Origin of the sequence: Streptomyces sp. NPDC021100, from assembly GCF_044333095.1 — a bacterium.
Lineage (GTDB): Bacteria > Actinomycetota > Actinomycetes > Streptomycetales > Streptomycetaceae > Streptomyces.
Window position 1 is genome coordinate 83,298 of the sequence record NZ_JBIRQH010000026.1, and the last position, 23,772, is coordinate 107,069.

Below are 23,772 nucleotides of genomic sequence, written 5' to 3' on the forward strand. Positions count from 1 at the left end.
CACCCCCGGCCCCTACCGGACGGTGGCGGAGGTGAGGAAGTAGGTGACGGAGTACAGGAATCGGCCGCTCTCGATCGCTTCGTCTAGGAGCGCGTTGAATCGCTGAGCCTCGGATCGGTCGAGGTGGCCGAGGTCGGCGAAGGTGTCGGCCCAGTCGCGGATGCCCATCGTGCCGTCGACGGTGTGCTTGTCGCGGACGAGGAGAGTCCGTGGCTCGACCTCGACGTCGAGCAGGCCGCGGGCGGTGAGGAGGCCGGGCACCCGGCGGGCGAAGGTTCCGTGCCGGATGCTGGTCGTCTGGCGCAGGACCAGGACTTTCGCGGCCAGGCGGTGGTCCTCGATGTTCAGGGCCTGGGTCGCGGTGTCCGGGTCGCAGACGACGATGCGGCCCCCGGGGCGGACGACGCGCAGCATCTCGCCCAGCGCCCGGCCGGGGTCCGCGACGTGCTGGAGGACACGGTCCGCCCATGCCCCGTCGAACGCCGCGTCCTTGAACGGCAGCCGGTGGCTGTCGGCGACGGCTACCTGCCGCACGCCGGCGTGCTTCATCTCGGCGCACATGGTCTGGGACAGGTCGCAGGCGACGACCTCGGCGCCGGTGTGGGCGGCGAGTTCCCGGACGGCGTCCCCGGTCCCGGCCCCGACATCGAGAAACCTCTGGCCAGGCCGTGCCTGCAGCAGTTCGCGCAGGCGCTGCTTGTAGGAGGCAAAGAACGGCTCGCTTCGCAGGCGGTACAGCGAGTTGACCAGCCGTACCGGATCGGGGTGCGCGTCGATGTGGGAGAAGGCGTGCGGCACGTAGAAGTCGCCCATGGCCGGACCCTACGGCGTGCGCGCCCGCTGCGTGGCCCGAACCGCCACCGTGGCTGACGGAGCTCCGGCACGGCGGGGCGGCCCTGTCGCCGGAGTAGTTCCTGCGGCGGGCTGACGCTCGACAGCCGATCTAGGGTGGGCGCTGCGGGGGAGAGGCGACGAGCGGAGGTCATCGGGGTGGGGGACAACAGCTTCCGGATGCAGCAGGCTTGGGACGACGGGACCGAGAAGCTGATATCGGCAAGCCAGCTCAACGATGTGCCCAAGCCGTACACCGGCAAGCTCTCCTGCCCGCACTGCCACCACCCGGTGCGCGCCGTGCCCGAGCACGCCAGCACCTCCAAGAACGGCAAGCCCTACACGGTCTCCGCGCACTTCGCGCTCCAGAGTGAGAAGCGCGAGCCGGGGCAGCCCGAGAGGAAGGCGGAGCACCGCCCCGGCTGCCCGCTGCGGCCCGTCGAGACGCTGGTGGACATCGCCCGGCACTCGGGCGGCCTGGCGGAGGTCGACGGCGACCGCCTGGAGCTGCGCCTGGTCATCACCGAGACCACCAACAGCAAGCGCGCCCTGCTGCCTGCGCCCGGCGCGCCGCTGCAGCCGCCGCCGGCCCGGCCGGTACGCCGCGAGGTCGTCAGCCGGCAGCCGTCCCTGGCACCCGCGGTGACCAGTGCGGCGCGCATCGCCAAGTTCCTGGCGCTGTACGAGAACGCGCCCGCGACGGCGAGGCAGTTCACCGTCCGCTACACCGGACACCCCATCCCCTGGACCCGCTTCAGCTACGGACCCGACCCCACCACGCTGGGAGCCCTCTACCGGCGCCTGCGGCCCGGCCCCGCCGATCACCCCGTCGCCGTCGTCGGCACCGTCCTGGCCGCCGGCACCAGCCGCCACGGTCAGCCCTGGCGCCGGATCGCCGCCAAGGTCCCCACCGGCCCCGGCCAAAGTCCGCGCGCCGACGTCTACCTGCGCAGCGACCACCCCGAACTCCTCGCGCCGCTCACGATCGGCACCCACGTCCTGGCCCTTGCCGCCCCCGACGTCCCCTGGAAGATCTGGACCCCTTCCCACGGCGGCGACCACCACCTGGTCCTCTGGCCACGAGCCCACTGGCAACTCGCCTACTGGACCACCGACCCGGCAACCGGCCGCATCAGTACCCCCAGAACACCGCCCGCCGTCACCACGCCCCGCCCTCCCCGGCCGGCGCGCCCGAAGCCTCCCGTACGAAACGAGGTCCAGCCCCCACCCGACCGCGGCACGGACCCGAGGACCACCACAGCGCCCGCGACGACGACGCCGTCAAGCCGCCGGGACACATCACCGCCGACAGCCGCGCCCACCACGCCAGCGAGCCCTGCGGAGAACCCGACGACGGAGCAGAATCCCTCGCCGCGCCCGGCTCCGCCTCCCGCCCCACCCGCGCCGCCGGCTCCCCCGATCCCGCCCATGCCCAGGACACCGCCCTCGCCGCTCTCTGTCCCGCCCGAGGAGCCTCCGCAGCACCGACCGCCGAATACCAAGAAGGGCAAGGGCTTCCTCCACCGCTGGCTGCGGCGCTGAGGCACCGCTGACCCACAGAGGAGCAAACCGAGCGGCCGCGGCGAAGGAACGAGGTAACCCCAAAGACCTGACGCGGCTATCCCCTCCCGTCCTCGTGCTGGCGGCCGGGTCCGAGCCGACGTCGCCGGATGGGGACGTCAGCGACCACGGCGGTCTGGTCGTCGCCCTGGGACCGCGCGAGGTGTTCGAGCAGCGCGGCAGTCGCCTCCGTGATCGGGGCGAGGAGCCGTGCGGAGTGCGGGTCAAGGGTGGAGAGTGCCTCCACGAGGGTGTCGATCGCGTCCACGGCATCCTCGACGGCGACGGCGCTCCAGCCCGTTGGGTGCGCGGCCTCGGCGAGCCGGCAGGCCGCCTCTGCCGTGGCGTCGGCGTGTTCCTCGACGCCCGGTGCAGCACCGGCGGAGAAGTCCAGTGCCGGCTCGGCGGCGGGCGGCTCGGGAGCGGGGGCGATGAGGGTGCGGAGTCCTCGGCCGAGGGCGCGCCGCGGCTGCGTTGTGGTCACGGCAGGAGTCTGCCGCACAGGTCGGCCAGGGGCGGGTCCGAGGGCCTCCGCTGCGCACGAGCGCGCGTACGGTGGGCCCCTCGGCGCCGGCGCACAGCGCCACCGTGACTGAGCTGACGATGCGGTCCGCGGCATCTAGGAGCACCGCTCCGGCGCTGACCCGTATCAGCCCGCCCACCCGATGTCCCGCACCTCGATCGCTCCAGTGTGCGGCATGTACTGGATCCAGCACCGCCGCCCGAACGCCTCCCGGATTTCCTCCACCGAGCCGGGATCGCGGACATCGGGCCAGACGCGCGGATCCATCCGGACGACCTCCACGAGCGCCATCACCTCCTGCCGGGCCAGGTCGTTTGGCAGCTGCGCCATGACCTCGACCGCGAGCTCTTCCACCACCACGCCGTACCGCATCCCGCACACCCCCATGTGACCGACTCGGGCAGCAGGGTATGAAGGAACTGCCGATCACGTTCCGGCCTGTGGATAACCCCGGCCGGGAACACTTGGGGACGGTTTGTTGCACAGGCACTTCGCGGTTCGTGGGCGTGTCACGGGCCGGTGAAGATCTCGTGCCCGCCGATGCGCCGCCAGACGATGTGCTGTGCCCCGTGGACTATCTCCTCCCCGTAGGACCACGTGGCGCGGCCGTCGCCGTCCCACGTGAGCTCGAAGACCCCGTGAGCACGCTGCACGCCTTTCACACGGAGGCCGGCGCGGAAGCGGCCGGTGCGCAGGTCCTCGACGAAGGCGGCCACGGTCTGGCGGAAGCGGCGGCGCTGTTCAGGGGTGAGGCGGTGGTAGTCGGCGGTGAAGCGAGGCGTGGCCTCGTAGGTCGGCACGTCGGTCCTCCAGGCAGCGAGAAGCCCCCGGCACTGCCGGGGGCGGAGAGTCGGTGACGTGGCGCGGGGCGCGGCGCCTTTGGCCGCCGGGTGGGAGAGCGGTACGTAGATGTGCGCTGGTTGACGGTGAAGTCGTCTTCTGGCGGTTTTCGGCGTTGGTGAGGCGCGTGTGACTGGTGGCCGCGCAGCATTTACATGGCCCTGGTGGTGTCCGCCGGGCGGGCACGGCATCGCTGCGGATGCCCGCCGAGCGGGATCGGCCGTGAAGTTCCGGTGAACCCTCCCGCCTCAAGGGGTCGCGCTTTTTCGCAGGTCAGAGCCGGTGTGTGCTGTGGCGATGCTGAGTGTCGCGAAGATCCAGAGGCGTAACGCGTGGCGGTACTACATACGCGGAGTCGCGGTCGGGGACGGCCGCCGCCCGGTCGGCCAGTCGTTGAAGGACGCCCAGGAGCTGGCCGGGCTCCCACCGGGACGGTGGCTGGGGCGTGGTCTGCGTGCGCTGGGGCTCACCGAGGGCGGCCAGGTGTCCGAGCGTCAGCTGGAGCTGCTGTTCGGCGAGGGCCGGCACCCGGACGCCGACCGCATCGAGTGCGGCCTCCTGGACGACGGCGTCGACGCGGCCACGGCCCGCCGGCTGACGGTGCTGGGGCAGCCGATCGAGGAGGTCGAGGTACGCAAGCAGACGCCGCTGCTCGGCATGGACTTCACCTTCCGGCCGCAGGCGTCGCTGGTCGTGCTGTGGGCGCTGGGCGACACCACCGTGCGCAGGGTCATCGAGCGGGCCCACGAGCGGGCCGTCGCCACGGCGCTGCGCTGGCTGGAGGATGAGGTTGCCGAGACCCGGTGGGCGTCAGGCCGCGGCCGCGCGAAGACACCCGCGCTCGTGGTCGCCGCCTTCCGGCACTTCGACAACCGCGACGGGCTGCCGCTCCTGCACGAGCACTGCCTGATCCTCAACCGCGTCCAGCGCCCGGGCTCCGGCGGCGGTCCGGTCTGGGGCGCTCTGGACACCTACCGCCTCTACCAGAACGTGGTGGCCGCCGGGACGCTCTACACCCTGGCGATGACGACCGAGGTGTGCGAAACCCTGGGGCTGGCGACCGTGCCGCGCGAGGTCACGCCGGGCTTTCGTCCGGTCATGGAGATCGCCGCAGTGCCCGAGGACCTCATCACCTGGTCGGCGTCCCGCCGCCAGCGCATCGAGGACGCCCTGGAGGTGCTCACCGACCAGTACGTGAAGGACCACGGGCACCTGCCCGGCGAGCGCGGCCGTCACCAACTGGGCTGGTGGGCGGCGCAGGAGACCCGGCCCGCGAAGAAGAAGCCGAAGCCGCTTCAGCAGCTGCTCGCGTGGTGGCGCGCCTCCGCGATCCTCCGCTTCGGCCGGCAGCTCATCGACGGCCTCCTGGACCGGTGCCGGGCAGCCGGAGCGACGATCCGGGCGCGGGTGGATCCCACCGTGGACGTGATGCTCGCCGCCGTCGATGTCGCCGCGGTCGTCTTCACCGTGCGCGAGAAGTTCTCCCGGCGCCACATCCTGGCCGAAGCGCGCCGGCACCTGCTGGAGACGCTGCGCGGCCGCGAGTTCACCCGCGGCCTGGACGACTACATCGCCCACCGGGCCCTGCTCCGGTACTCCCGCCGTCACACGGTCACGAAGACCGGCCGGGAAGCGCCGGCGGCGGACCGGATCACCTACACCGCCGACTTCCCGGTGCCCAACCGGTGGTGGATCGCCCCCGCCGAAGGCACGCCGCCGCGGGAGTCCAGCCGCTACGAGCGAGCCAGGGTCGCCAGCCTCGCCGTGCAGACCGCGATCCGCGACGCCCGCATCCGAGCCGACACCGCCACCACCACCGAGGCGACGACGACCTCGGCCGTCTCCGCACCCGCCGAACACCGCGACCTCGAAGGCGAGACGACGTCCGCTCCCCACGCCGTCGACCACCCGGGCCGGGACACCGCCCTGACCCCGGCCCAGCGGGCCGCTGCCATCCAGGCCCACCAGCAGGCCGCGATGCCCGAGGAGTACCTGGAGGGCCGCACGACCGACCCGGCGACCTGGCTGCGCACACCCAAGAACCTGGACCGGCTCGCCGCCTTCACCCGCACCGCCGACACCCGCCGCCGCACCATGGAGGACCGACAGGCCCCGGCCGCCAATCCGGCCAATCCGGTCGACGGCCGCCGCCAGGAGCACGAGCAGCAGCGCCAGCAGCCCGACCCCGGCCAAGGCCAGGGCCTCCGGCCGTGACCCGCCGTGCGGCCCGCACGGCGGGACGGACGACGAAGTCACCGCGCCAGGCGCCGGGAGGCGACCGGCCACCCACCCCCGAAGCCACCCGGGAGCGGAGAGGGTGCCAGGGACCGCCCCCTCAAGCCGGAGGCCCCATGGCTGCCCCGAGCCCGCCGCACCTTTCGCCGGAGCAGCGCAAGCGCCTGGAGCAGCTCGCCGGCGCCGCCCGGCTGCGCACGGCGCTGTACCCGTCGCCGAATCCGCCACCCGCCCGGCACCGCTCCCGCTCCCGGCAGTACCCCGGCGGCCGGCCGAACCCGCGGCGCACCGCGCGGGGTCGCCGCCAGGGATGAGCGGACGCGCCGCGGGCCCGTGCACGGAGGCGAGTGGAGACCACGGTGGTGCGGATCGGGCGGTCCACTTGGTGCGCTCGGTGCGGTGCATCGGGTGCACCGGGGGCATCGCCGTCTCCGGTCACGAAGCGTAAGAGTGGGCGGGTGCGCGGAAGGTGGCCGACCCCTTGACCAACCCCTGGACCGCGCCGCGCCGCACCCCTTGACCAGGTTCCGCCGCGCGCACGTTTCCCCTTGACAACGGCTGCTAGCGCACCGTTCTGCCCCGATATACGACCGGGGTGCGCACGGCGTGCAGGGCGCACCGGTTCCGGTGGACGATACGGCGCATCATCACAGGGCGTGATCCGGCGAGGGGCGGACGATGCGCTGCATCGTGCGCACCGCGGTGCGCCGGCGGCTGTGGTGCGCACCGGGTGCGCGCACCTGCACCGCACCGGCCGATGCGCACCGCGCGTCGCACTACACGATGGTCGGGCGCACCGGGTGCGCACCGGTCGGTGCGGGGTGCGCATCGAGGGCCTGGCCCACGCCGACGGCCTCCAGCTCGCGCAGGACGTCGGCGACGTCCTCGTGGTCCTCGGTGAGCATCTGCCGGGCGAAGTCGATGACCGCGCGGGCGATGCCCTCCGCCGCCTCCGGCCCGGCCTGCGCCCAGGTGCGCAAGGTGGTGACGAAGACGCGCCCGAGGGCTTCCAGGGCGAAGGTCTCCGCGGTCGGCTCGCCCGCGTCCGGGCCAGGCAGCGCGGTGACCGGGACGACGACCCGCATCGCGGCGTCCACGAGCAGTTCGGGCATCCGGGGCTCCGTGCCGGCGAACTCGTGGGCGGCCCCGACGTCGCCGTCCTGGACGGCGCGGAGGTAGGCGAAGGCGCTGATCGCCGCGTCCGGGGTCATCGGGACGAGCGGCGTGGCGATGGTGTCGGGCATGAGGATTCCTCTCGTGATGGCCACCTCGCTGATCGCGGCGGCCACGAGAATGAGTCTTGACGTGCGGGCCTGTGGACAGAGACAGCGCTCGGAAAGGGAGGGGCCGCCCTCCTCCGGCCCGGCAACGGTGTTAGGCCGGGGCCCGGCGGATGTGGCGCTAGCCACGGACAAACCGGGACTGCAAGGGGTTGCAAGGGGCATAGCGGGCGCTCGCTAGCGAGTTGGACCAGACGTTGGTCAAGGGGTGCTTCCTCAGGGTGGCTCCCGGCCCGTGCGCAGATCGGCGCGCGGGCCGGACTACCGCCGACCCGGCCCGCAGGCCGGAGAAACCGAGGACCCCGTGCCCACCGAATCCACGCCCGACCCCGCCCACGAGGACCGCGCCGCCCACGGCCGCCGGCCTTCCGAGATCATCGGCCAGGTCCCGCAGGCTCCCTCCACGGGCCCCTCCATCGCCCCCTCCACGGCCACTTCGCCCGCCCGGCGCGTACCCGCAGGTCAGCCTCGGCGGTCAAGGCTCCGCGACGCGTTCGACAACCCTCCTAGGCCGACACAGGTCTGGAAGCCGACCGGAGTACGACGCAAGGAAGTGCTGAGGGCTCTGGGCATCTTCCAGCGGGCAACCGCCGATCAGCTCTGGCGGATGCTGCGCCCCGCCGACCGGCACGACCGGATCACCCGCGACACCCTGAACGCGTTGAGGGACTCGGGCCTGGTCCGGGTGGAGACGCGACTGGAGTCGGGACACCAGCTGTGGGTGCTCACCGAGAAGGGCCACAAGGAAGCCAAGCTGCTGCTGCCGAAGAACGTACGGATCTCCGCGCTGCGCAAACCCACGTTCGACGACGAAGGCCGGCCGGTGGAAGCCGACGGCTACGACGAACACGCCGCCGCCGTCACCTCGACCGCCGCCGTGCTGACCGGGGCCGGGTTCGGCACACCGCTGTCCTGGCAGACCGAGATCGCCCACAAGCTGCCGTACGGCTACACCCAGTACGCCGATCTGACGCTGCGCGCCCCGGACGCCGGAGTGCCCGCGATGCTCCTGGAGGTCGACCGCGTCACCGAGCCCGTCGACGAACTGGTGGACAAGCTGCGCCGCTACACCGACTGGTTCGAGCTCCTGGCACCGAAGGCCGACGTGAGCAAGGCGAAGGCGGCCCGGGGCGCGGCGGTGCACGCCTTCCGGCTGTGGTCGCGGATCTATCCGGCGACCGGCCGTGAGGGGTACGTGCCGGTGGCGTTCGTGTTCACGGGGAAGACCGCAGCGCAGCGCGAGAGCCGGATACTGCGGCTGGAGCAGGCCACCCGCCGCTACTTCGCCGGGGAGCCGTATCCGGGCCTGGGTGCGGGCATCACGGCTGTCGACTACCACCAGGCGGTGCCTGTGGTCGTCACCGAGCTGGAGCGGATCACCGCCGACCCGGCCGGGGCCGCGGGCGCGGTGTGGCGTCGGCTCGGCCGTGATGAGTGGCAGACCCTCACCGAGGCCCTGGACAACCCGGACGGCGACCGCCTGTACGCCGTGCAGTGGAAGGAAGCCAAACGCCGCCAGGCGGAGCACGAGGCCGCGCACCGGGAGGCACAGCGGCCGGTGTGCACGCGGTGCGGCAGCAAGTTCACCGACGACCGCTGGCAGGAGACCACGCGGCCCTCGTGGCCCGGCGAGCGGGACCGGCTCTGCGGGCCGTGCGCGACGGAAGCCGCCGACCACGCGGAGGCTGAGCGCATCGCCCGCCACCAGGCGGAGGAAGCCGAACCTGCGACAGCCGAAGCGCCGGCGGTGAAGCCACGCAGCCGGTTCGGCATCGGGCGCCGCCGGTAGCCGGCGGTCTCGACGGCCGGGGTGGTTGTCGGTGGCGGCTGCGAGGCCGGCTGGACGCGCCGCGCAGGCGGGGCGCGGTCGGATTTTCGGGCCGGGAAGTTGTCCACAGGTCGCGGCTCCGGGTCCGCTTTTCGCCGCGATCTGTCCACAGGCCAGCGGCTTTATGGTTCGTGTCCGCTTCCGGGTGTGAGGTGCCGGGACGCACACCGAAAGGGCACGGCCGATGGCACGGACGAAGTTCGACAAGCAGGTGGAGGAGACCGCCGACTCTCTCGCACGCGGGCTCGGCCGGTTCCTGACCGGCCGACCGATGGACGGGGTGAGGCGGACCGACGCGACGTTCTGGCGCTCGGGCACCCGGGTCCTGCCGAAGGTCGAAGGCCGCGTCTCGCGGTCCTCCTACCGGGCCGGGTGGAAGCGCCTGGCCTTCCGCACCAGCGCGCTGGCCGCCACCGGGACGGGCGGCTACCAAGCTGGGTGGGTCCATCAGGACGCCACCGTCGCCACCGCCCAGGAGATATGGGCCGACCCGGACCCGGCGTTCGCCGTGCTGGAGCAGACCGGGATCGCCGCGGCGTCGACCGTGGCAGTGGGCACCGCCGCGTACCTGATGCTCACCCGCAAGCGCCGGGAGCTGAGGCGGGAGTGGGTGCTCCCGCTGCACGAAGCCCTCGCGCTGCCGCTGCGCCTGCCGGAGCAGACCGACCCGCGCCGCTACCTCCACATCCCCCACGACTTCAGCGAGGACGACGCGGTGATCCGCGTGGACGTGCCGGGCCGCCTGGACTTCTCCAAGGACCTGGTCGCCGACATCATCACCACCAAGCTCGCGCTGGAGGGCGTCACCTTCTCCTGGCACCTGGCGGGCCGCGAGACGTACGTGACGGTGAAGAAGACCCGCAAGCCCCCGGCCAAGGCGGCCTTCAAGGACCCCAAGGTCCGCGAGATCGTGGCCGCCGCCAAGGAGTCCGCGCCCGTCATCGGGATCGGCTCCGCCGGGCGGATCGTCACCGTCGACCTCGACGCGGAGTCTCCGCACATCCTGGTCAACGCCTCCACGGGCGGCGGCAAGTCGGTGACCTTGAGGTGCATCGCCTGCCAGATGCTCCACCACGGCAGCCACGTGTTCGTCCTCGACACCAAGCGGATCTCCCACCCGTGGGCGTCCGGGCTGCCCGCCGTCACCTACTGCCGCGACATCGCCGACATCCACGACCAGCTCATCGCCCTCGGCAGGGAAGGCCGGCGCCGCACCCGCGTCGCCGACGACCTGGGCATCGACGCCGACCCCAAGGCCATCGGCCCGCGGCTGCTGATCCTCCTCGAAGAGGTCAACGCGACGATGAAGCAGCTGGCCCGCTACTGGGAGAAGACCCGCGAGTCCGGCGACCCGAAGGTTTCCCCGGCCGTCGACGCGCTCAACGAGATCCTCTACATGGGCCGCCAGCTGCGCATGCACGTCCTGCTGGTCGCGCAGTCCGCCACCGCCCGCGCCCTCGGCGGGCCCGAGGTCCGCGAGCAGTTCTCCACCCGCATCCTGGCCCGCTACAGCGTCAACGCCTGGCGGATGCTCGCCCCGGAAGTCCACCCGGCGCCGAAGTCCACCAAGCACCCCGGCCGCGCCCAAGTCGTCAGCGGCGGCTCCGCGCGGGAGACGCAGATCCTGTTCTTCACCGAGGCCGAAGCCCGCCAGTGGGCCACCACCGGCACGAAGCCCGCGGCCGCCGGCGGGCCCGCCCCGGTGCAGCTGCACAAGCCGCCCGCCGACTCCCCCTCCGACGCCGGACCCATCACGGCCCCCGGCCTCCCGCCCGCTCCCGAGCAGCTCGCGAGCGGGGACCGGGCCGCCGACGCCCGGAACCTCGCCCCGGCCCCGGCCGCCGCGCCCGGCAAGCTCCCGGCCAGCACCACGGCCACGCCGCCGGCGACCCCGGCCTTGGTCGACGACGACCAGACGGTGGGGCTCCGCGAGGCCGCCGAACACCACCTGCCCGACATCACCCTGGCCGCGCTGCGCTTCGCCCGCGCCAACGACCCGACCTTCCCCGGCCCCGCAGGCAAGCGCGGCGCCGAACTCCTCTACCGCGTCGGCGACCTCAAGAAGTGGGCCCGAAACCGGCCCCGCGCCGCTTCGGGCACCACCGAACTCAACTGACCCCCGGCGGGTGGCGGGCCGCGAGATCCGACCCGCCACCCGCCGATCCGGACCTGTCCGCTTTCGCCGACACGATCCCCCCGGCCCTGGAGAACACCGGTTCACCAGACACCACACAGAACAGGAACGCCGCACCATGAAGAAGACCGCGCTCCCGAAGATGCTCAGCTTCTCCGCCCCCGACCTGCGCGAGCAGATAGAGGCGCTGCCCGAGGGGACCGCCCTCATCGGCATCAGCACCAGCGGACAGGCCATCGCCATCGACCTGGACGCCGAATCCCCGCACGTCCTGGTCTGCACCGCCAGCGGCGGCGGCAGCACCACCGTGCTGCGCTCCCTGACCGCCCAGTTCCTCCACCAGGGCGCCCACGCCCTGGTCCTCGACCCCAAGCGGATCTCCCACCTGTGGGCGAAGGGCCTGCCGACCGTGACCCACCGCGGGAACGTCGCCGGCATCCACGACGCCCTGGTCGGCCTCGGTGACGAGCTGGCCCGCCGCCTCGACCTCACCGACACCGAGCTCGCCGCCGCGCCCCGGCTCATCGTCTCGATGGACAGCGCCCACAGCACGCTGCGCCAGCTCACCCGCTACTGGGAGACGTTCCGTGAGAAGGGCGACCCGCACACCTCCCCGGCCGTCACCGCCCTCGAGGCCGCGCTGTGGGCCGGGCGCGGGGCCCGCGTGAACGTCATCCTCGACGGCACGCCTGCCACCAGCGCCCTCGGGGCGGCGCCGCACGAACTGTTCGGCACGGTCGTCCTGGCCCGGGTCTCCGCCAACACCTGGCAGCGTCTCGCCCCGTTCACCGGCCCGGCCCCGAAGCAGCGCCACATGCAGCAGGGCCGCGTCCACGTCATCCGGCACGGCGAGGTTCACGAGACGCAGGCGATCTGGATGACCGACGCCGACGTCGTCACCTGGCTCACCGCCCCGGACGACACCCTGAGCTGATCAAGCGTCGGACACACCACGGGCCCCGAGGGACCGACCTTGCCGTCCCCGGGGCCCGGGCCGATGGGCTCCTGCGCGTCAACGACGGTCCGACGCCGCAGTCACGCGGTGAGGACCGTCAACCGTCGTCGCCTGGCGGTTCGGCGTGCAGACAGTACGTGCACCTGGACGCCGCGTCGGTGCGGCCCATGCACCGCCGGCAGGTGCCGCGCTCGCGGACCGGACCGCGGCCGTCGGCGCACCCGGGACAGGTCATGACCGGCTGGACGACGCCGAAGCCCATCACCCAGCCGTCCCCCTCGGCGGTCTTCCGCGCCAGCTGGGAGATGTCGTCGGCGGAGTTGTCGGCGACGGACCAGAGCATGCCGAACCACTCCTTGCCGAGGACACCAGACTGACGCGCATCACCACCGGAGAGTCCGGTCATACGCCCTGGCCATGCCTCTGGCCGTTGTCAGTGGGCGAGCGGAGAATCACCGGATGGCCCATGAACCGACGGGAGACGGCGAGTCCGAGATACTCGCCGTCTCCCTACGCACGTACCTGTCCGAGGCCGACTTCTCCTTCAGCGGCCTGACCGGCAAGGAGGCGACCCAGTCCATCACCCGGGCGGTGGTGCGGTGGGTGGGAGCGTCGGGGTGGAGGTGCAGAACGGAGGCGCAGATGCGCTACATCGACCCGCCGCGCCTGACGAGCGGAGGCTGCGTGGCCTACTGGTCGCCGTCCTGGTCTGCCTACCTTGACCTGCGCGTGATCCGCAAAGACGGCCCACCGATCGCCGTGGAGATCGACCGCGCCGACGAGAGCACCGCCGTGGACAAGCTCCGAGACGAAGCACTTCGTGGCCGCCCCGCGCTGTGGATCCGCTGGCACGGAGCGCTGCGAGCCGAACTCCCGGCCGGTGTGGCCCGTCTGCACTTGCCCACGCGGTCCAGCAGATCACCGCTCCGGTACTCGCTGGCCTCGGTGACCGGCACCGAGGCGATCACCGTCGGGCCAGCCGTCACGCCCGAAGCCCGAGCGGACGCCCAGCGTCGGGACCAGGAGCGTCTCGCGAATGAGAAGCGTGCTGCTGCTCGCCCGCAGGAACCGGGATGTACCCGCTGCTACTAGGGCCTGTCTGATGGGTCTGTTGCGGCGTCGAACGCGGGCCTACGGTGGTTCTTGTGCGCTCCGGGGGGCTTCCGGGCGCCCCCTACGGTGCCCCGTGTGCGGACTTTGGCGGGGAAGACTGCCAACGGCTTAGCTCATGTGCCAACGTGCACACGCCCTATGGAGGTAGTCATGGCCCGTGTTCGCCGGGTAGTCGCCGCTACTGCGGCAAGTGTCGTTCTTGCCCTGTCCAGCATCGCGCTGGCCACTCCCGCTCAGGCCGCCGACGACAGCAGCCTCGGCCGCGGCCTCCTCGGCCTCCTCGACAGCGGCAAACTCCTCGACAGCGACAGCCTCCTCAGCCTCGGCCTCCTCGACAACATCGTCGGCTGAGTCATCCCCGCCCACAGTCACCAACCCATCAGACACGCCCTAGTGATCACCACGCGGCTTGAGCGGGGCTCGTAGCCCAGGAGGCCGAGGGCTGTGTCAGGCCGACAGCGAATGTCGGTGCTATCTGCTGGCGCAGGGCGTCGAGCCCGTGGGAGCTCACCCGGTGTGGGTGTAGTCCAGGAAGTCGGCGACGGCGGGGATGCCGCGACGGCGGGAGAGTTTTTCGCGCAGGTCTTCCAGCGTGCTGGTGCCGCGTGCGGAGGTGACGCCGCCCATCCGGTCGACGGCGTCGTGAGCGGTGGCCACGGCGGCGTCGACGTCACCGAGACCGAGGTGGGCTTCGGCGAGCCGGGCCAGGTAGATGGCATGGCCGCGCGGGAAGGCGTCGCCGTTGTACGCCTCCTGGCGGGTGTGGACGGCGGAGGCTTCCAGGAAGTGGACGACGGCCCGCTTGGGGTTGCCCAGGTTCAGGGCGGAGCTCCCGATGAGCTGGTGGGCCTCGCCGAGGTTGTACCAGTACACGCACGGCAGGTCGTCTTCGATGGGGCCGGCGTGCTCGTAGGCGTCCAGGGCGGCGTTGGCGGAGCGGTCGGCGGCCCGGGCGTCGCCGGCGTGCGCGTGGGCTCGGCAGGCGCGGGCGTGGAGCATGGAGGTCAGGCGCGCTGATCCCGTCTTGGGTGCCTGGGACAGGGCGGCTTCGACGAGGTCGACCGCGCCGCGGGGGTCGCCGGTGGAGTAGTGCTGGATGGCCCAGAACGCGAGGGTGTTCGCCGCGACCACGTGGTCGTCGGCGCTGGCGGCGGCCCGCAGGGCGGTGGCGTAGTGGCGTTCGGCGGCAGCCGCCTTGCCGCTGTCGTAGGCCGTCCAGCCCGCGCTGCGGGACGCCTCGGCCGCCGCGGCGAACAAGCGGCGCTCCACGCCTTCGCCGAAGGACGCGTTCTTGAGGGTGGCCCTGATCATGCGGAGTTCGGTGCGGGCCGCGTCGTAGACGTCGCCGGAGCCGACGGTGTCATCGAGGCGGCGCAGGCTCTCCAGGCGCCGCTCGAAGTGGTCGGGGACGTCGTCGCCGATCCGGCTGCCCGCGGTGGGGCCGGCCCCCGCCGGCGCGGCGGCGGACCATTGGGCCACGGTGGCGCCCAGGGTGACGGATGTGGTGATCAGGAACTTCCTGCGGTCCACCGGACCTCCTGTGATCTCCAGTGCCTGCACCGCGCCCGAGGCCGTCCACGGGAGGGTGGAGAGGGTGTGGTCCGGCACGGCCAGCAGCAGCCAGCCCGGCCACCCATGGGCGTGTATCGCCTCGGGTGGGATGCCTTCCAGCGCGGCCATGGCCAACTGGGTGTGGTAGCTGGGCGCGTAGACGCCCGCGATCCACCGGGACGCCTTCTCCTTGCGGTACGCCATCTGCCCGTACCCCATGCGTTGGTGCTGCTCGGCGACACGGAGCAGGTACGCCTCGGCTTTCGTCCCGCGCACGGCCAGCAGGTAGGCGAGCGGGTGGCGTTCGGCAGCGTCAGTGGTCACGGACCCATCCCTTTCGCGGGCGCGGGCGACCCCAGTCTTCCCGCTTCCGACGGGCGGGGGAAGGCCGCTCGGGGTGAACGGCAACCGGCAGCAACGATCCGCAACGGGCGGCAACGCCCATGCTCTGTGAAGCAGTTGGTGCCTGCGGTGTCCTTACACGGCTGCCCGCCAGGGCCGCGTCCGACGACGTGACAGGAGGCTTTCCGATGGTGACACTCTCCGCGGCCGCGATGGCCGCGCAGGCCGGCCACATGAGGCCGGAGGTCCTCGACCAGGTCGCCCGACTGGTGGACCTGGAGGAGTCCACGGTTGAGCAGATGCGGGCTGAGGCGCTGGGAGCACCGACGCGCGGCGTCGTCGCGTACGGCGAGTACCAGTCCGGCGGCTGGTGGACCGCTTCGTTGATGAACCACTCCGACTCCGGTGACCCGCACGACGTCGTCATCGGTGACGGACGCCCCCAGCTCACCTCCCTGCTCAAGGAGATGCCGGCCACCGCGCGGTTCCTCGGCTCGCTGGGGCTGAACTTCATGTATGTGCGCCTGGCCCGCTTGGAGCCGCACTCCTACCTGTGGGAACACCGCGACTACGCCGAACTGCGCGACACCGGCCGCCACCGCCTGCACATCCCGCTCGTCACCAACCCCTCCGCCGTCCTGGTCACCGCGGGCGCCCGGGTCCACATGGCGGCCGGGGCGCTGTGGCGGCTGACGCCCTCGCAGGCCCACGGAGTCTGCAACACCACCGGCCCGGACCGGCTCCACCTGATCGCCGACGTGTACGCGGACGACGCCTATGAGGCGCTCGCCGCCCGCCCGCACCTGCGCGACGGGGACGCGGCGGACCTGCCGGAGATGACGGAGGCCGAGCGGGCCGGGTTGCTGGAGAAGGCAGGGCAGCTCGCGGAGCTCGGCTTCACCGGCGCGGCCGAGCAGACGCTGCTGCGCGCCTTCTACACCTACGCCCTGCCGGAGGGCGGCGCGTACGACCTGATCGCCGAACTCCACACCGTCCGCGGCGCGGACGCCGACGTGAGCCGGTGGCGCGCGGCGAAAGCGCACCTGCTCGCCCGTCCCTGACCCGGCCCCTTCACCCGAGAGGAATCCGCATGCCCACCGCCGTTCTTCCGCCCACCGAGCTGACACCGCTGGAGGAGCTGGCTCACGCTCACCGTCCGGCGCAGCTCGCCGTCCTGGGCGACCTGGTCCAGTCCCTGTCGGCCACCACGGCCGTGACGCACCTGCTGGTGCGCGGCTCGCTCGCCACCGGCACCGCGGACCGGCTCTCCGACGTCGACCTGGTCGTCGCCGCCCGCGACGAGACGCTGCCCGCCCTGATGGGCAGTCTGGACGCGCTGATGTCCACCACCTTCGGCACGCTGCTGCCCGGCTGGCGGGACACCATCGTCGGCAACCTGGGCGGCGCCGGGTTCGTCTACCTGCTGCCGCACGACGGCCACCTGCTCCAGCTCGACCTGTACCTGTGCCCGACCAGCGCGGTCGGAGCGCTTCGCCGAAGGATTGGCCCCCGCCTGCTGTGGCAGGGCCCCGGAGCCCACGACACCGCCGACCCGGTCACCCAGCAGCGCACGGCGCAGGAACTCGCCCGCGCGGCACAGGCACCGGCGGACTGCGGCCAGCTCCTGGTCCAGGCGATGGTGCTGCACGCGATGCTCCGCAAGCGCCTGGCCAGGGGCCAGCAGTACATCGCCTACGGCCTCCTGTACGACCTCAACGCCACCTGCCGGGACGTGATCCGCACCGCGCTGGTCCCGCACTCCCGGCACCACGGCTGGTACCACCTCCCGGACGAAGTCGGCCGGACCGCCACCGGCCGGGAGTGCCTGACCGAGCTGACCGAGGCGCTGACCAGCCCGCCGGTCCCCACCGTGGCGCAGGCCGACGACGCCCTGGACCGCATCGTGCGCCTCGCGCAGCGGATCGCCCCGCACGCCACCGACGCGCTGACCAACGAGATCACCGCGTACCGCGCCTACCAGCAGCACGAGGAAGGACTGGCATGACCCGCACCCATCACGCCCCGGACCTGACCGTGGCTCTGTTCGCCGGGGTCGTCCCGCTGGACGGCGAGGAAGCGTTAGCGGAGGCGGCCGGCGCCGCCCTGGCCCAAGCCGGGTACGCCCTGCGGCACGGCGGCTACAACGGACTGATGGAGGCCGCCGCGCGCGGCGCCGCACCCCACCACGTGCCGGTCACCGCGATCACGCTGGCCGACCGGCCCGACTGGGGAGCGCTCAACCCGTACGTCACCACCACCGTGTACTCCCCGACCATGGGGGACCGGCTGCACGCCTACCTCGATGACGCGGACCTGGTCGTCGCGATGGGCGGCGGCGTGGGCACCCTGCACGAACTCACCGCCGCCCTGTACTACGCCACCACGATCCGCCCCGTGCCCGTACGGCTGCTCGGCCCCACCACGTGCCGCCTCAGCACGTTCCTGCGGGCCGAAGGGTGGCTGACCGAGAGCCCCACCCGGCCCCTGGGCTTCCTGCGAGAGCTCCCCGACGCCGAAGCGCTCACCGCCGACCTCAAGGCCCTCGCCGCCGGGCGGTGCGCGTCATGAACCCCCCTGCCGCCGCTCCGTTCGCGGAGAAGCTCGCCGCCATCGCCTACCGGCCGGGCCCCTACCGGCTCCCCAACGGCGGCACGCTCGACAGCTACTTCGACCCCTACCGGCTGGCCGGCGACCCTCAGCTACTGACGGAGACCGCGGCCGCGCTCGCCCGTCTGCTGCCCGACGACACCGAGGCCCTGGCCGGCCCGGCGCTGGCCGGGATCCCACTGGTCACGGCGGTGTCCCTGCACACCGGTCTGCCCGCAGCCTTCCTACGGCCGACACCCAAGGAACACGGCACCTGGCAGCAGATCGAGGGCGCCGACCTGACAGGCCAGCAGACCGTCCTGCTGGACGACACCGCCCGCAGCGGCACCAGCCTCCTGCGCAGCGCCCGCCTGCTGCGCATCGGCGGCGCGCTGGTCGGCACGGCCGTGTGCGTCCTGGACCGGGACGCGGGCGCCACCGCCCTGCTCGCCGACCACCACCTGGTCCTGCGCACCCTGGTCCGAGACCCGGACGGTGCCCGGTGACGACGCGGCAGGCAGCACTGTTCGACCTGGACGGGGTACTGCTGGACAGCGCCGACGCGGTGCGCTCCACCCTCGCGGCGGTCGCCACCTGCGCTCTCGGGCGCCGCGTGACGCCGGGAGACCTTCCACCCGACGCGCTGCGCCGCCCCCGCTGCGAGGTCCTGGCGCTCCTGGACGTCGCCGATCCCGACGACGCGTGCGACCGCTGGTGGGACGGCGCCATGTCGGCCAACCCCGTGAAGCCGTTCCCCTGCGTGCTCTCCGGCCTGCTGGCTCTGCGCGCGCAAGGCATGGCCACCGGCGCGGTCACCCTCCAGGACCCCGACCGCCTGCGGTGGCTGCTGCCGCCGACGGTGGCCGAACTGCTGGACGTCGTCATCACCCGCCAGGACACCCGGCCCAAACCGGCCCCGGACGGACTGCACGCCGCCCTGAGCCAACTGGACGTCCCACCGGAGGCCGCGGTGTACGTCGGGGACAGCCCCACCGACATGACCGCGGCCCGCGCCGCCGGAGTCGTCGCGCTCGGAGCCGTGTGGGGCTGGCACCCTCCCGCCTCCCTGCGTGCCGCCGGGGCCGATCACCTCCTGCCCGAGCCCGCCAGCATCGGGCCGTCCCTGCTGCACCACCTGCCCCTAATCGACAGCGCGTGACCCAGCACCACCACTACAGTGGAGGGGCGTCCCTACGGGCGCCCCTTTGCACTTCTGATTCAGAGGACACAGGCGAATGCGCGTGATGCGGCGACGAGCGCCCGGCGTCGAGCTGGAGCACTGAGGAACCCGTTCCTCAGCCCGACTCGCGGTCCGGCTCGGCGCGCACCCCACCCCGCCACCCGTTTCCCGGACCTCTGAGAGCCACCCCGATGCCTGTACTGCCCACCAGCGGCCGTCTGCGATGGACCGACGTCCCCGCGCTGCTGCGCGCCCGCCTCGAAGCCGCCCTCGGTTCGCCCGTCACCGACGCGGTCACTCCGCCCGGCGGCTTCGGCCACCAGCTCGCCGCCGCGCTCACCCTGGCCGACGGGCGCCGGGTCTTCGCCAAGGCGGCCCCCGACGACGACCCGCTGACCGACGCCAACGTCCACGAGGCCGCCGTCCTCGGCTCGCTGCCGCCCGGCGCCCCGGCCCCGGACCTCCTGGGCATCCACCGCGCCACCGACTGGACCGCCGTCGTCATCGCCCACCTGGACGGCCCGCACCCCGACTTCTCCCCGGCCTCCGCCGACACCGAACAGACCTGGGCGCTGCTGGACAAGCTCACCTCCAACCCCGCCCCAGCCTCCTACGCCGCAGCGGTGAACAGCACGCCCTCCACCACGGCGGCCCTGCACGGCTGGGACGAACTCCTCGCCGATCCGCCGGCCGACCTCGCCCCCACCGCCCGCGGCCGCCTGGAGCAACTCGCCGAACTCGAGGCGGCCTGGCCCGCCCTCGCCCACGGCGACCGCATCGTCCACGGCGACCTGCGCGCCGACAACATGGTCCACGACCACCACCTCGGGGTGACCTTCGTGGACTGGGCCCACGCCACCACCGGCCCGGCCTGCATCGACGCCGCCTCCCTCGCCCCGCAGCTCATCCTCGCCGGACACACGCCCGCCGACGTCGCCCGGCTGCTCCGCGACCACCCCGCCACCGCCGGCAGCCCCGAGACCACCACCGCGTTCCTCGCCGCGCTCACCGGCCACTGGCACCGCAACGCCCGCCAGCCCGCACCCCCCGGCACCCCCGGACTGCGCCCCTATCAGCACCGCGCGGCGGCAGCCGGCCTCGCGCTCCTCAGCTACCGCCTGAGCTGAACCGCAGCTGCCCCGCGTGCCAGTGGCTGGCTGGCCCCCTATCAGCGACGCCTGACCAGCCACGATGACAGCAATCACCGCATGCTCCGTACCGAATCCCGCTCAACCGGACCGTAGTTGGTAGAAGGGAGAGCGGACTCAAGATCCCAGGACCTACACGCATACCAGTGCGATGCCGCACCTCAGCCCCCGGGGGGCATCGCACCTCAGTGCGTGTAGGGCCTGGGATCTTGAGTCCGCTGGCCCCGGACAGCGAAGGACCCCGGGCCGTCCTGCGCCCCGGGGTCCTGTCGCCGGTCTCACCGCCACTGCTCACCAGTCGTCGGGCGCGCAACCCACCCACGCGATCGGCCGCCCCTCGCTGTTGCGGCCCCAGTGCGGTTCCTCCATCGAGGTCTCGTGCCCGCCGGGCAGGACACAGATCCGCCCCCAGCGGCCGTGCTTGCCCCCACAGAGCCCGGCGAGCCCGTCCGAGTCGCCCTCCGCCACGGGCCTGGTCGTAGCGGTCCTGGAACGGCTGGAGACGGGCGCACAGCTCCATGCCCAGCTCCGTCTCCACCGTCTCCACCCGCTCCCGCGCCTCCTGCACCCCAGGGTCGGACAGCACGGCCGAGATGACGCCCTCCGCCTCCGCGAAGGCCCTGGTGCGGGCGTGCCCCCGCACGGTGTCCTGCACGCGCCGCTCTTCCTCGGGCGTGGTCATCACGCCGCTCCTTCCGTGGCTGCCCACTCCAGCCCGAGGCCGGCGAGCGCGGCGAGCTTGTCGGCGGTCAGCTTGGCCCGGCGGCTCTTTGTGTTGGACAGGAACACCCCGAGCTTGACCTCCGTCCCGTCCGGCAACGCCTCGACGTGGGCCCTGGGCACCTTCACCGAGCCCGTGCGGGCCTTGTACTGCGCGAGGGCCGCAACGCCCCTCTCGAAGGCGCTCACGGGCGCCGTGGACGGCTCCGCGGACACGTCCGGCTCCACCGGGGCCGGGGGCGCGACGAGCGGGGTGACGCCGAGGGCTTCCAGGCGCTCGCGCTGCCCGTCGGCCAGGGTCGCCCACGCTTCGGGCTTGCGCTGCCGGGCCAGCCACTTGCCGATGTCCATGCCGTGCACGGTGAAGCCGGGCAGGACCTCCGCCGGGCTTTCCTCGTCGCGCACCAGCTCGCGCAGTGCGGCGTAGTGCCGTTGCCACTCGGTGGGCCATGACGGGTTCCAGTCCTCGTCGATCTCCTTCAACGCGGCCTCCCACTCGGGGTGGCCGTTCAGGGCCCCGGGGCGGCGGAGGTTGGACAGCCACTGTCCGATCGGCTTGTCCAGCACCGCCGCCGACCGGGGGGCGCACAGCGTCCAGTGCTCCTGGTAGTACACCCGGGCCGCCGCCAGGTTCTCCTGGAACCGCGCATCGGCCGCAGACCAGGCCATACCCAGCTTCTCCAGCCGCGCCGCGCGCCGGCCGTTCATCTGCCCGGCCCCATACGCCCGCCGCTGCTCCGCGACCCACGTCCCCAGCGGGAACGCGCCCTCCTTGTGCTCGTACGGCACCCGGGCGTGCCCCTCGCGATCGACGAACTGCTTCAGCTTCGCCCAGCCGCGCGCCCAGTCCTGCCGCTCCGTGTCGATCACGTTGAAGGACACCCAGTTCGCGACCATCACCGGATCACGCGGAGCCGCAAAACGCAGCAGCAGCCGGGTTTCCTCCTCGTTATCACCGGGCGCCGTACCGATGTATTCGGAGGGTTGCACGACGTCCTTCTGAGGCTCCTGCGGAATAGCCAGCAACTCCACGGCCTCTTCATCGTGAGCCCGCAGCCCCTCCAACACCTTCACCAACGGCTTGTACGAACCCGAGGTGAACATATCCTCCGGGCTTTCATCGGGCTGGAGGAATACCGGCACGATCAAAGAGGCGAGCTTTCCTTCGCCGGGCTTCTGCCGCAGCGCCCGGCCGATCGCCTGCACGATGTCGTGCGGCGCGCCCTTGGGGTCCAGCAGGGCCACAGAGTCCACGGCCCGGATGTCCACGCCCTCCCCCAGAACGCGGCAGTTGGAGAGCACCGCCCGCCGGGCGGTGGAGCCGAACGCCCCCAGCACCTCCCGCCGGCGCTCCGGGACGTGCTCGCCGCACAGCCAGTCCGCCCAGATCTCCGCCGGGTACCTCTCCGGCTGGTCGGCGTGCAGCCGCTTGGCCACGCGCTCCAGGCCCTCGGCGTACGCCTGTGCCTCTATGGTCCGGTGGTGGAAGGTGATGCAGGTCCTGAGCCCGTGCTGCGCCATGGTGTGCAGCAGCGCGGCCTGCAGCGCACCCAGGCGCTGCCCGCGGACCTCTTCGGTGTGCCGGTCCTCGCCCATCAACCGCTCGGGCGTCACGACCGGGTCCTGGAGCTCCAGGACGATGATCTGGTACCGCGCCAGCAGCTTCCGCGACACCGCCGACGCCAGCGACAGCTTGTAGAGGACCGGTCCGAAGACCGTCTCGTCGTCCATCGAGGCCGCCATCTCGCGCGGCAGCGGGTCGCGCACCCCTTCGGCGATCTCGCGGTTCAGTCGCTCCTGCCAGATCCGCGGCGTCGCCGTCAGGTACAGCCGGCGGTGCGCTGGGATCTTCGTCTGGTCGTGGATGTCCGCCCACGCCTTGCCCATCGACCCACTGGTCCGGTGTGCTTCATCGACCACCGCGAGGTCCACCGGGGCGAGCTTCTGGCCGTAAGCGCCCTCGAAGGCTTCCACAAGCACGGGCAGGGAATGGTAGGTGGCGAAGATGGTCACCGGCCCGGCCCCGTGCCACATCGCCAGCCGCACAGGGTTGGTGGTGCATCGGGCGCCCAGGTGCCACAGCTCCGGATCCTCCAACGGCGAGCAGACCATGACCGCCGGCCCCTTGTGCCCGGCGTCATGCCATGCCTTCACGGTCTGGGCGAGCAGGTCCAGCGTTGGCACCACCACGAGGATTCGACCCTTGGGCGCAAGACGCTTCGCGGCGGCGGCCGCGATGATGGTCTTTCCCGTTCCGCACGCGGCGTGGACCTGCCCGCGCAGACCATTCCAGGGAATGCCGCCTGGCGGGATATCGAGACCGCGCACGATGGCGGCTACGGCCTCAATCTGGTGTTCGCGCAGTTTCACGGCCATCCCCGTGTTCTCCTTCTCGCAGAATGCGGCGCGTAATAGGAATGAGAATCCGGCGCGTTGAGTGACGGGCCGGGGTGGTGGTGTCTGGTCCCAGACTCTACACACCAAGCACCCGTGATGCACCAACCGTACGGCAGCTTCCCTCTGGAGGCTGATACTTGACTGAAACCCGTCCTGCGCGTACAGCTCATAGGGTATGCTGGCGGGGTATTGGTTAACGTGAACAGTCGGTGTCGAGGGTGGGGGAGGGGTTCGGGTGGAGCGCAGCGGAGCCCGTCACTGCGGTGGGGCCGGCACCCGATCGGGCCGACGGCCTGTCAACTTCGTTGCGGGGGTGGTGGCTGGGTTTCCCAAGCCCTACACAGGCCCGGGCGCGATGCGCCTTCCCTCATAGCCAGCTCGGGTGACCGCGCTTGCGCGGTCACCTCCAATTCGTGCTTGCGCGAATTGCATTCCGTTCGGAATTCCGCTTGCGGAATTCCATTCCGGCGCTTGCGCCGGAATCCGAATTGCGCTTGCGCAATTCGCGCTCTATGCCCCGGCTTGCCGGGGCATATCCCGCTCCGCGGG

The 23,772-nt window shown here is 72.3% G+C and carries 23 protein-coding genes; 14 read left to right on the forward strand and 9 right to left on the reverse strand.

The genetic code is table 11. From position 1 onward, the window contains the following. Positions 1-12: 12 nt before the first annotated feature. Positions 13-813: a methyltransferase domain-containing protein gene (locus ACH4PU_RS32305; RefSeq protein WP_398280175.1), complete on the reverse strand. Its 801-nt coding sequence runs from the start codon at positions 811-813 to the stop codon at positions 13-15. Positions 814-990: 177 nt separating this feature from the next. On the opposite strand from ACH4PU_RS32305, the gene ACH4PU_RS32310 reads away from it, so the two are divergent. Further along, positions 991-2,373, forward strand: a complete 1,383-nt coding sequence (locus ACH4PU_RS32310; RefSeq protein ID WP_398280178.1) for a hypothetical protein — start codon at positions 991-993, stop codon at positions 2,371-2,373. Positions 2,374-2,449: 76 nt separating this feature from the next. Here ACH4PU_RS32310 and ACH4PU_RS32315 read toward each other — a convergent pair whose 3' ends face one another. From ACH4PU_RS32315 to ACH4PU_RS32325, 3 genes are all read right to left on the reverse strand, one after another. Continuing rightward, on the reverse strand, positions 2,450-2,875 hold the full coding sequence (locus tag ACH4PU_RS32315) for a hypothetical protein (protein WP_398280180.1): 426 nt from the start codon (positions 2,873-2,875) through the stop codon (positions 2,450-2,452). A gap of 165 nt (positions 2,876-3,040) precedes the next feature. Then, positions 3,041-3,286, reverse strand: coding sequence for a hypothetical protein (locus tag ACH4PU_RS32320; protein ID WP_398280183.1), 246 nt, complete (start codon positions 3,284-3,286; stop codon positions 3,041-3,043). Positions 3,287-3,423: 137 nt separating this feature from the next. Continuing rightward, the gene (locus ACH4PU_RS32325) at positions 3,424-3,714 is read right to left on the reverse strand and encodes a hypothetical protein (protein WP_398280186.1); all 291 of its coding nucleotides are present in this window, start codon (positions 3,712-3,714) and stop codon (positions 3,424-3,426) included. 337 nt (positions 3,715-4,051) lie between these two features. Between ACH4PU_RS32325 and mobF the strand changes: the two genes are divergently transcribed. Continuing rightward, entirely contained in the window at positions 4,052-5,968 is a 1,917-nt protein-coding gene (gene mobF / locus ACH4PU_RS32330) for a MobF family relaxase (protein WP_398280189.1), read from the forward strand. Between the two features lie 137 nt (positions 5,969-6,105). Beyond that, positions 6,106-6,303 (forward strand): hypothetical protein, encoded by a 198-nt coding sequence (locus ACH4PU_RS32335; protein ID WP_398280192.1) that lies wholly within the window; start codon positions 6,106-6,108, stop codon positions 6,301-6,303. Between the two features lie 462 nt (positions 6,304-6,765). Here ACH4PU_RS32335 and ACH4PU_RS32340 read toward each other — a convergent pair whose 3' ends face one another. Then, a complete protein-coding gene (locus ACH4PU_RS32340; RefSeq protein ID WP_398280195.1) occupies positions 6,766-7,233 on the reverse strand; it encodes a hypothetical protein in 468 nt (155 codons plus the stop codon). Positions 7,234-7,822: 589 nt separating this feature from the next. Between ACH4PU_RS32340 and ACH4PU_RS32345 the strand changes: the two genes are divergently transcribed. From ACH4PU_RS32345 to ACH4PU_RS32355, 3 genes are all read left to right on the forward strand, one after another. Next, complete coding sequence (locus ACH4PU_RS32345) at positions 7,823-9,058, forward strand: replication-relaxation family protein (protein ID WP_398280198.1); 1,236 nt, start codon at positions 7,823-7,825, stop codon at positions 9,056-9,058. Positions 9,059-9,281: 223 nt separating this feature from the next. After that, positions 9,282-11,213 carry a helicase HerA domain-containing protein gene (locus tag ACH4PU_RS32350; RefSeq protein WP_398280201.1) on the forward strand — a complete coding sequence of 644 codons (1,932 nt, stop codon included), beginning with the start codon at positions 9,282-9,284 and terminating at the stop codon, positions 11,211-11,213. A 136-nt stretch (positions 11,214-11,349) separates the two neighbouring features. Then, positions 11,350-12,165, forward strand: a complete 816-nt coding sequence (locus tag ACH4PU_RS32355) for a hypothetical protein (RefSeq protein ID WP_398280204.1) — start codon at positions 11,350-11,352, stop codon at positions 12,163-12,165. 118 nt (positions 12,166-12,283) lie between these two features. Here the strand turns inward: ACH4PU_RS32355 and ACH4PU_RS32360 are convergent, their stop codons facing one another. Then, positions 12,284-12,592 (reverse strand): hypothetical protein, encoded by a 309-nt coding sequence (locus ACH4PU_RS32360; protein ID WP_398280207.1) that lies wholly within the window; start codon positions 12,590-12,592, stop codon positions 12,284-12,286. Positions 12,593-12,645: 53 nt separating this feature from the next. Here ACH4PU_RS32360 and ACH4PU_RS32365 point away from each other — a divergent pair, with 53 nt between their 5' ends. Together ACH4PU_RS32365 and ACH4PU_RS32370 are read left to right on the forward strand one after the other, a co-directional pair. Further along, the gene (locus tag ACH4PU_RS32365; protein WP_398280210.1) at positions 12,646-13,278 is read left to right on the forward strand and encodes a hypothetical protein; all 633 of its coding nucleotides are present in this window, start codon (positions 12,646-12,648) and stop codon (positions 13,276-13,278) included. 171 nt (positions 13,279-13,449) lie between these two features. Further along, positions 13,450-13,650: a hypothetical protein gene (locus ACH4PU_RS32370; RefSeq protein ID WP_398280213.1), complete on the forward strand. Its 201-nt coding sequence runs from the start codon at positions 13,450-13,452 to the stop codon at positions 13,648-13,650. Positions 13,651-13,806: 156 nt separating this feature from the next. Here ACH4PU_RS32370 and ACH4PU_RS32375 read toward each other — a convergent pair whose 3' ends face one another. Further along, positions 13,807-15,174 (reverse strand): transcriptional regulator, encoded by a 1,368-nt coding sequence (locus ACH4PU_RS32375; RefSeq protein WP_398280215.1) that lies wholly within the window; start codon positions 15,172-15,174, stop codon positions 13,807-13,809. A 206-nt stretch (positions 15,175-15,380) separates the two neighbouring features. Here ACH4PU_RS32375 and ACH4PU_RS32380 point away from each other — a divergent pair, with 206 nt between their 5' ends. The 6 genes from ACH4PU_RS32380 to ACH4PU_RS32405 all read left to right on the forward strand — a co-directional run bounded on the left by ACH4PU_RS32380 (position 15,381) and on the right by ACH4PU_RS32405 (position 20,085). After that, the gene (locus ACH4PU_RS32380) at positions 15,381-16,253 is read left to right on the forward strand and encodes an aspartyl/asparaginyl beta-hydroxylase domain-containing protein (protein ID WP_398280218.1); all 873 of its coding nucleotides are present in this window, start codon (positions 15,381-15,383) and stop codon (positions 16,251-16,253) included. A gap of 29 nt (positions 16,254-16,282) precedes the next feature. Then, the gene (locus ACH4PU_RS32385; protein ID WP_398280221.1) at positions 16,283-17,197 is read left to right on the forward strand and encodes a hypothetical protein; all 915 of its coding nucleotides are present in this window, start codon (positions 16,283-16,285) and stop codon (positions 17,195-17,197) included. Next, complete coding sequence (locus tag ACH4PU_RS32390; protein WP_398280224.1) at positions 17,194-17,760, forward strand: LOG family protein; 567 nt, start codon at positions 17,194-17,196, stop codon at positions 17,758-17,760. The genes ACH4PU_RS32385 and ACH4PU_RS32390 overlap by 4 nt, the downstream gene beginning before the upstream one ends. Continuing rightward, a complete protein-coding gene (locus ACH4PU_RS32395; RefSeq protein WP_398280227.1) occupies positions 17,757-18,284 on the forward strand; it encodes an orotate phosphoribosyltransferase in 528 nt (175 codons plus the stop codon). The genes ACH4PU_RS32390 and ACH4PU_RS32395 overlap by 4 nt, the downstream gene beginning before the upstream one ends. Next, complete coding sequence (locus ACH4PU_RS32400; RefSeq protein ID WP_398280230.1) at positions 18,281-18,937, forward strand: HAD family hydrolase; 657 nt, start codon at positions 18,281-18,283, stop codon at positions 18,935-18,937. The genes ACH4PU_RS32395 and ACH4PU_RS32400 overlap by 4 nt, the downstream gene beginning before the upstream one ends. A 212-nt stretch (positions 18,938-19,149) precedes the next feature. Continuing rightward, entirely contained in the window at positions 19,150-20,085 is a 936-nt protein-coding gene (locus tag ACH4PU_RS32405) for a phosphotransferase family protein (protein WP_398280233.1), read from the forward strand. 312 nt (positions 20,086-20,397) lie between these two features. Here the strand turns inward: ACH4PU_RS32405 and ACH4PU_RS32410 are convergent, their stop codons facing one another. Further along, positions 20,398-20,574 (reverse strand): hypothetical protein, encoded by a 177-nt coding sequence (locus ACH4PU_RS32410; RefSeq protein ID WP_398280236.1) that lies wholly within the window; start codon positions 20,572-20,574, stop codon positions 20,398-20,400. A 213-nt stretch (positions 20,575-20,787) separates the two neighbouring features. After that, entirely contained in the window at positions 20,788-23,202 is a 2,415-nt protein-coding gene (locus tag ACH4PU_RS32415; protein WP_398280239.1) for a Helicase associated domain protein, read from the reverse strand. Positions 23,203-23,772: the final 570 nt, after the last annotated feature.

Coding starts and splice junctions, on each gene's coding strand:
- ACH4PU_RS32305 (WP_398280175.1), bottom strand. CDS start 813: ATGGGCGACTTCTACGTGCCGCACGCCTTCTCCCACATCGACGCGCAC.
- ACH4PU_RS32320 (WP_398280183.1), bottom strand. CDS start 3,286: ATGCGGTACGGCGTGGTGGTGGAAGAGCTCGCGGTCGAGGTCATGGCG.
- mobF (WP_398280189.1), top strand. CDS start 4,052: ATGCTGAGTGTCGCGAAGATCCAGAGGCGTAACGCGTGGCGGTACTAC.
- ACH4PU_RS32335 (WP_398280192.1), top strand. CDS start 6,106: ATGGCTGCCCCGAGCCCGCCGCACCTTTCGCCGGAGCAGCGCAAGCGC.
- ACH4PU_RS32340 (WP_398280195.1), bottom strand. CDS start 7,233: ATGCCCGACACCATCGCCACGCCGCTCGTCCCGATGACCCCGGACGCG.
- ACH4PU_RS32350 (WP_398280201.1), top strand. CDS start 9,282: ATGGCACGGACGAAGTTCGACAAGCAGGTGGAGGAGACCGCCGACTCT.
- ACH4PU_RS32355 (WP_398280204.1), top strand. CDS start 11,350: ATGAAGAAGACCGCGCTCCCGAAGATGCTCAGCTTCTCCGCCCCCGAC.
- ACH4PU_RS32360 (WP_398280207.1), bottom strand. CDS start 12,592: ATGACCGGACTCTCCGGTGGTGATGCGCGTCAGTCTGGTGTCCTCGGC.
- ACH4PU_RS32365 (WP_398280210.1), top strand. CDS start 12,646: ATGGCCCATGAACCGACGGGAGACGGCGAGTCCGAGATACTCGCCGTC.
- ACH4PU_RS32370 (WP_398280213.1), top strand. CDS start 13,450: ATGGCCCGTGTTCGCCGGGTAGTCGCCGCTACTGCGGCAAGTGTCGTT.
- ACH4PU_RS32380 (WP_398280218.1), top strand. CDS start 15,381: ATGGTGACACTCTCCGCGGCCGCGATGGCCGCGCAGGCCGGCCACATG.
- ACH4PU_RS32385 (WP_398280221.1), top strand. CDS start 16,283: ATGCCCACCGCCGTTCTTCCGCCCACCGAGCTGACACCGCTGGAGGAG.
- ACH4PU_RS32390 (WP_398280224.1), top strand. CDS start 17,194: ATGACCCGCACCCATCACGCCCCGGACCTGACCGTGGCTCTGTTCGCC.
- ACH4PU_RS32395 (WP_398280227.1), top strand. CDS start 17,757: ATGAACCCCCCTGCCGCCGCTCCGTTCGCGGAGAAGCTCGCCGCCATC.
- ACH4PU_RS32405 (WP_398280233.1), top strand. CDS start 19,150: ATGCCTGTACTGCCCACCAGCGGCCGTCTGCGATGGACCGACGTCCCC.
- ACH4PU_RS32415 (WP_398280239.1), bottom strand. CDS start 23,202: ATGGCCGTGAAACTGCGCGAACACCAGATTGAGGCCGTAGCCGCCATC.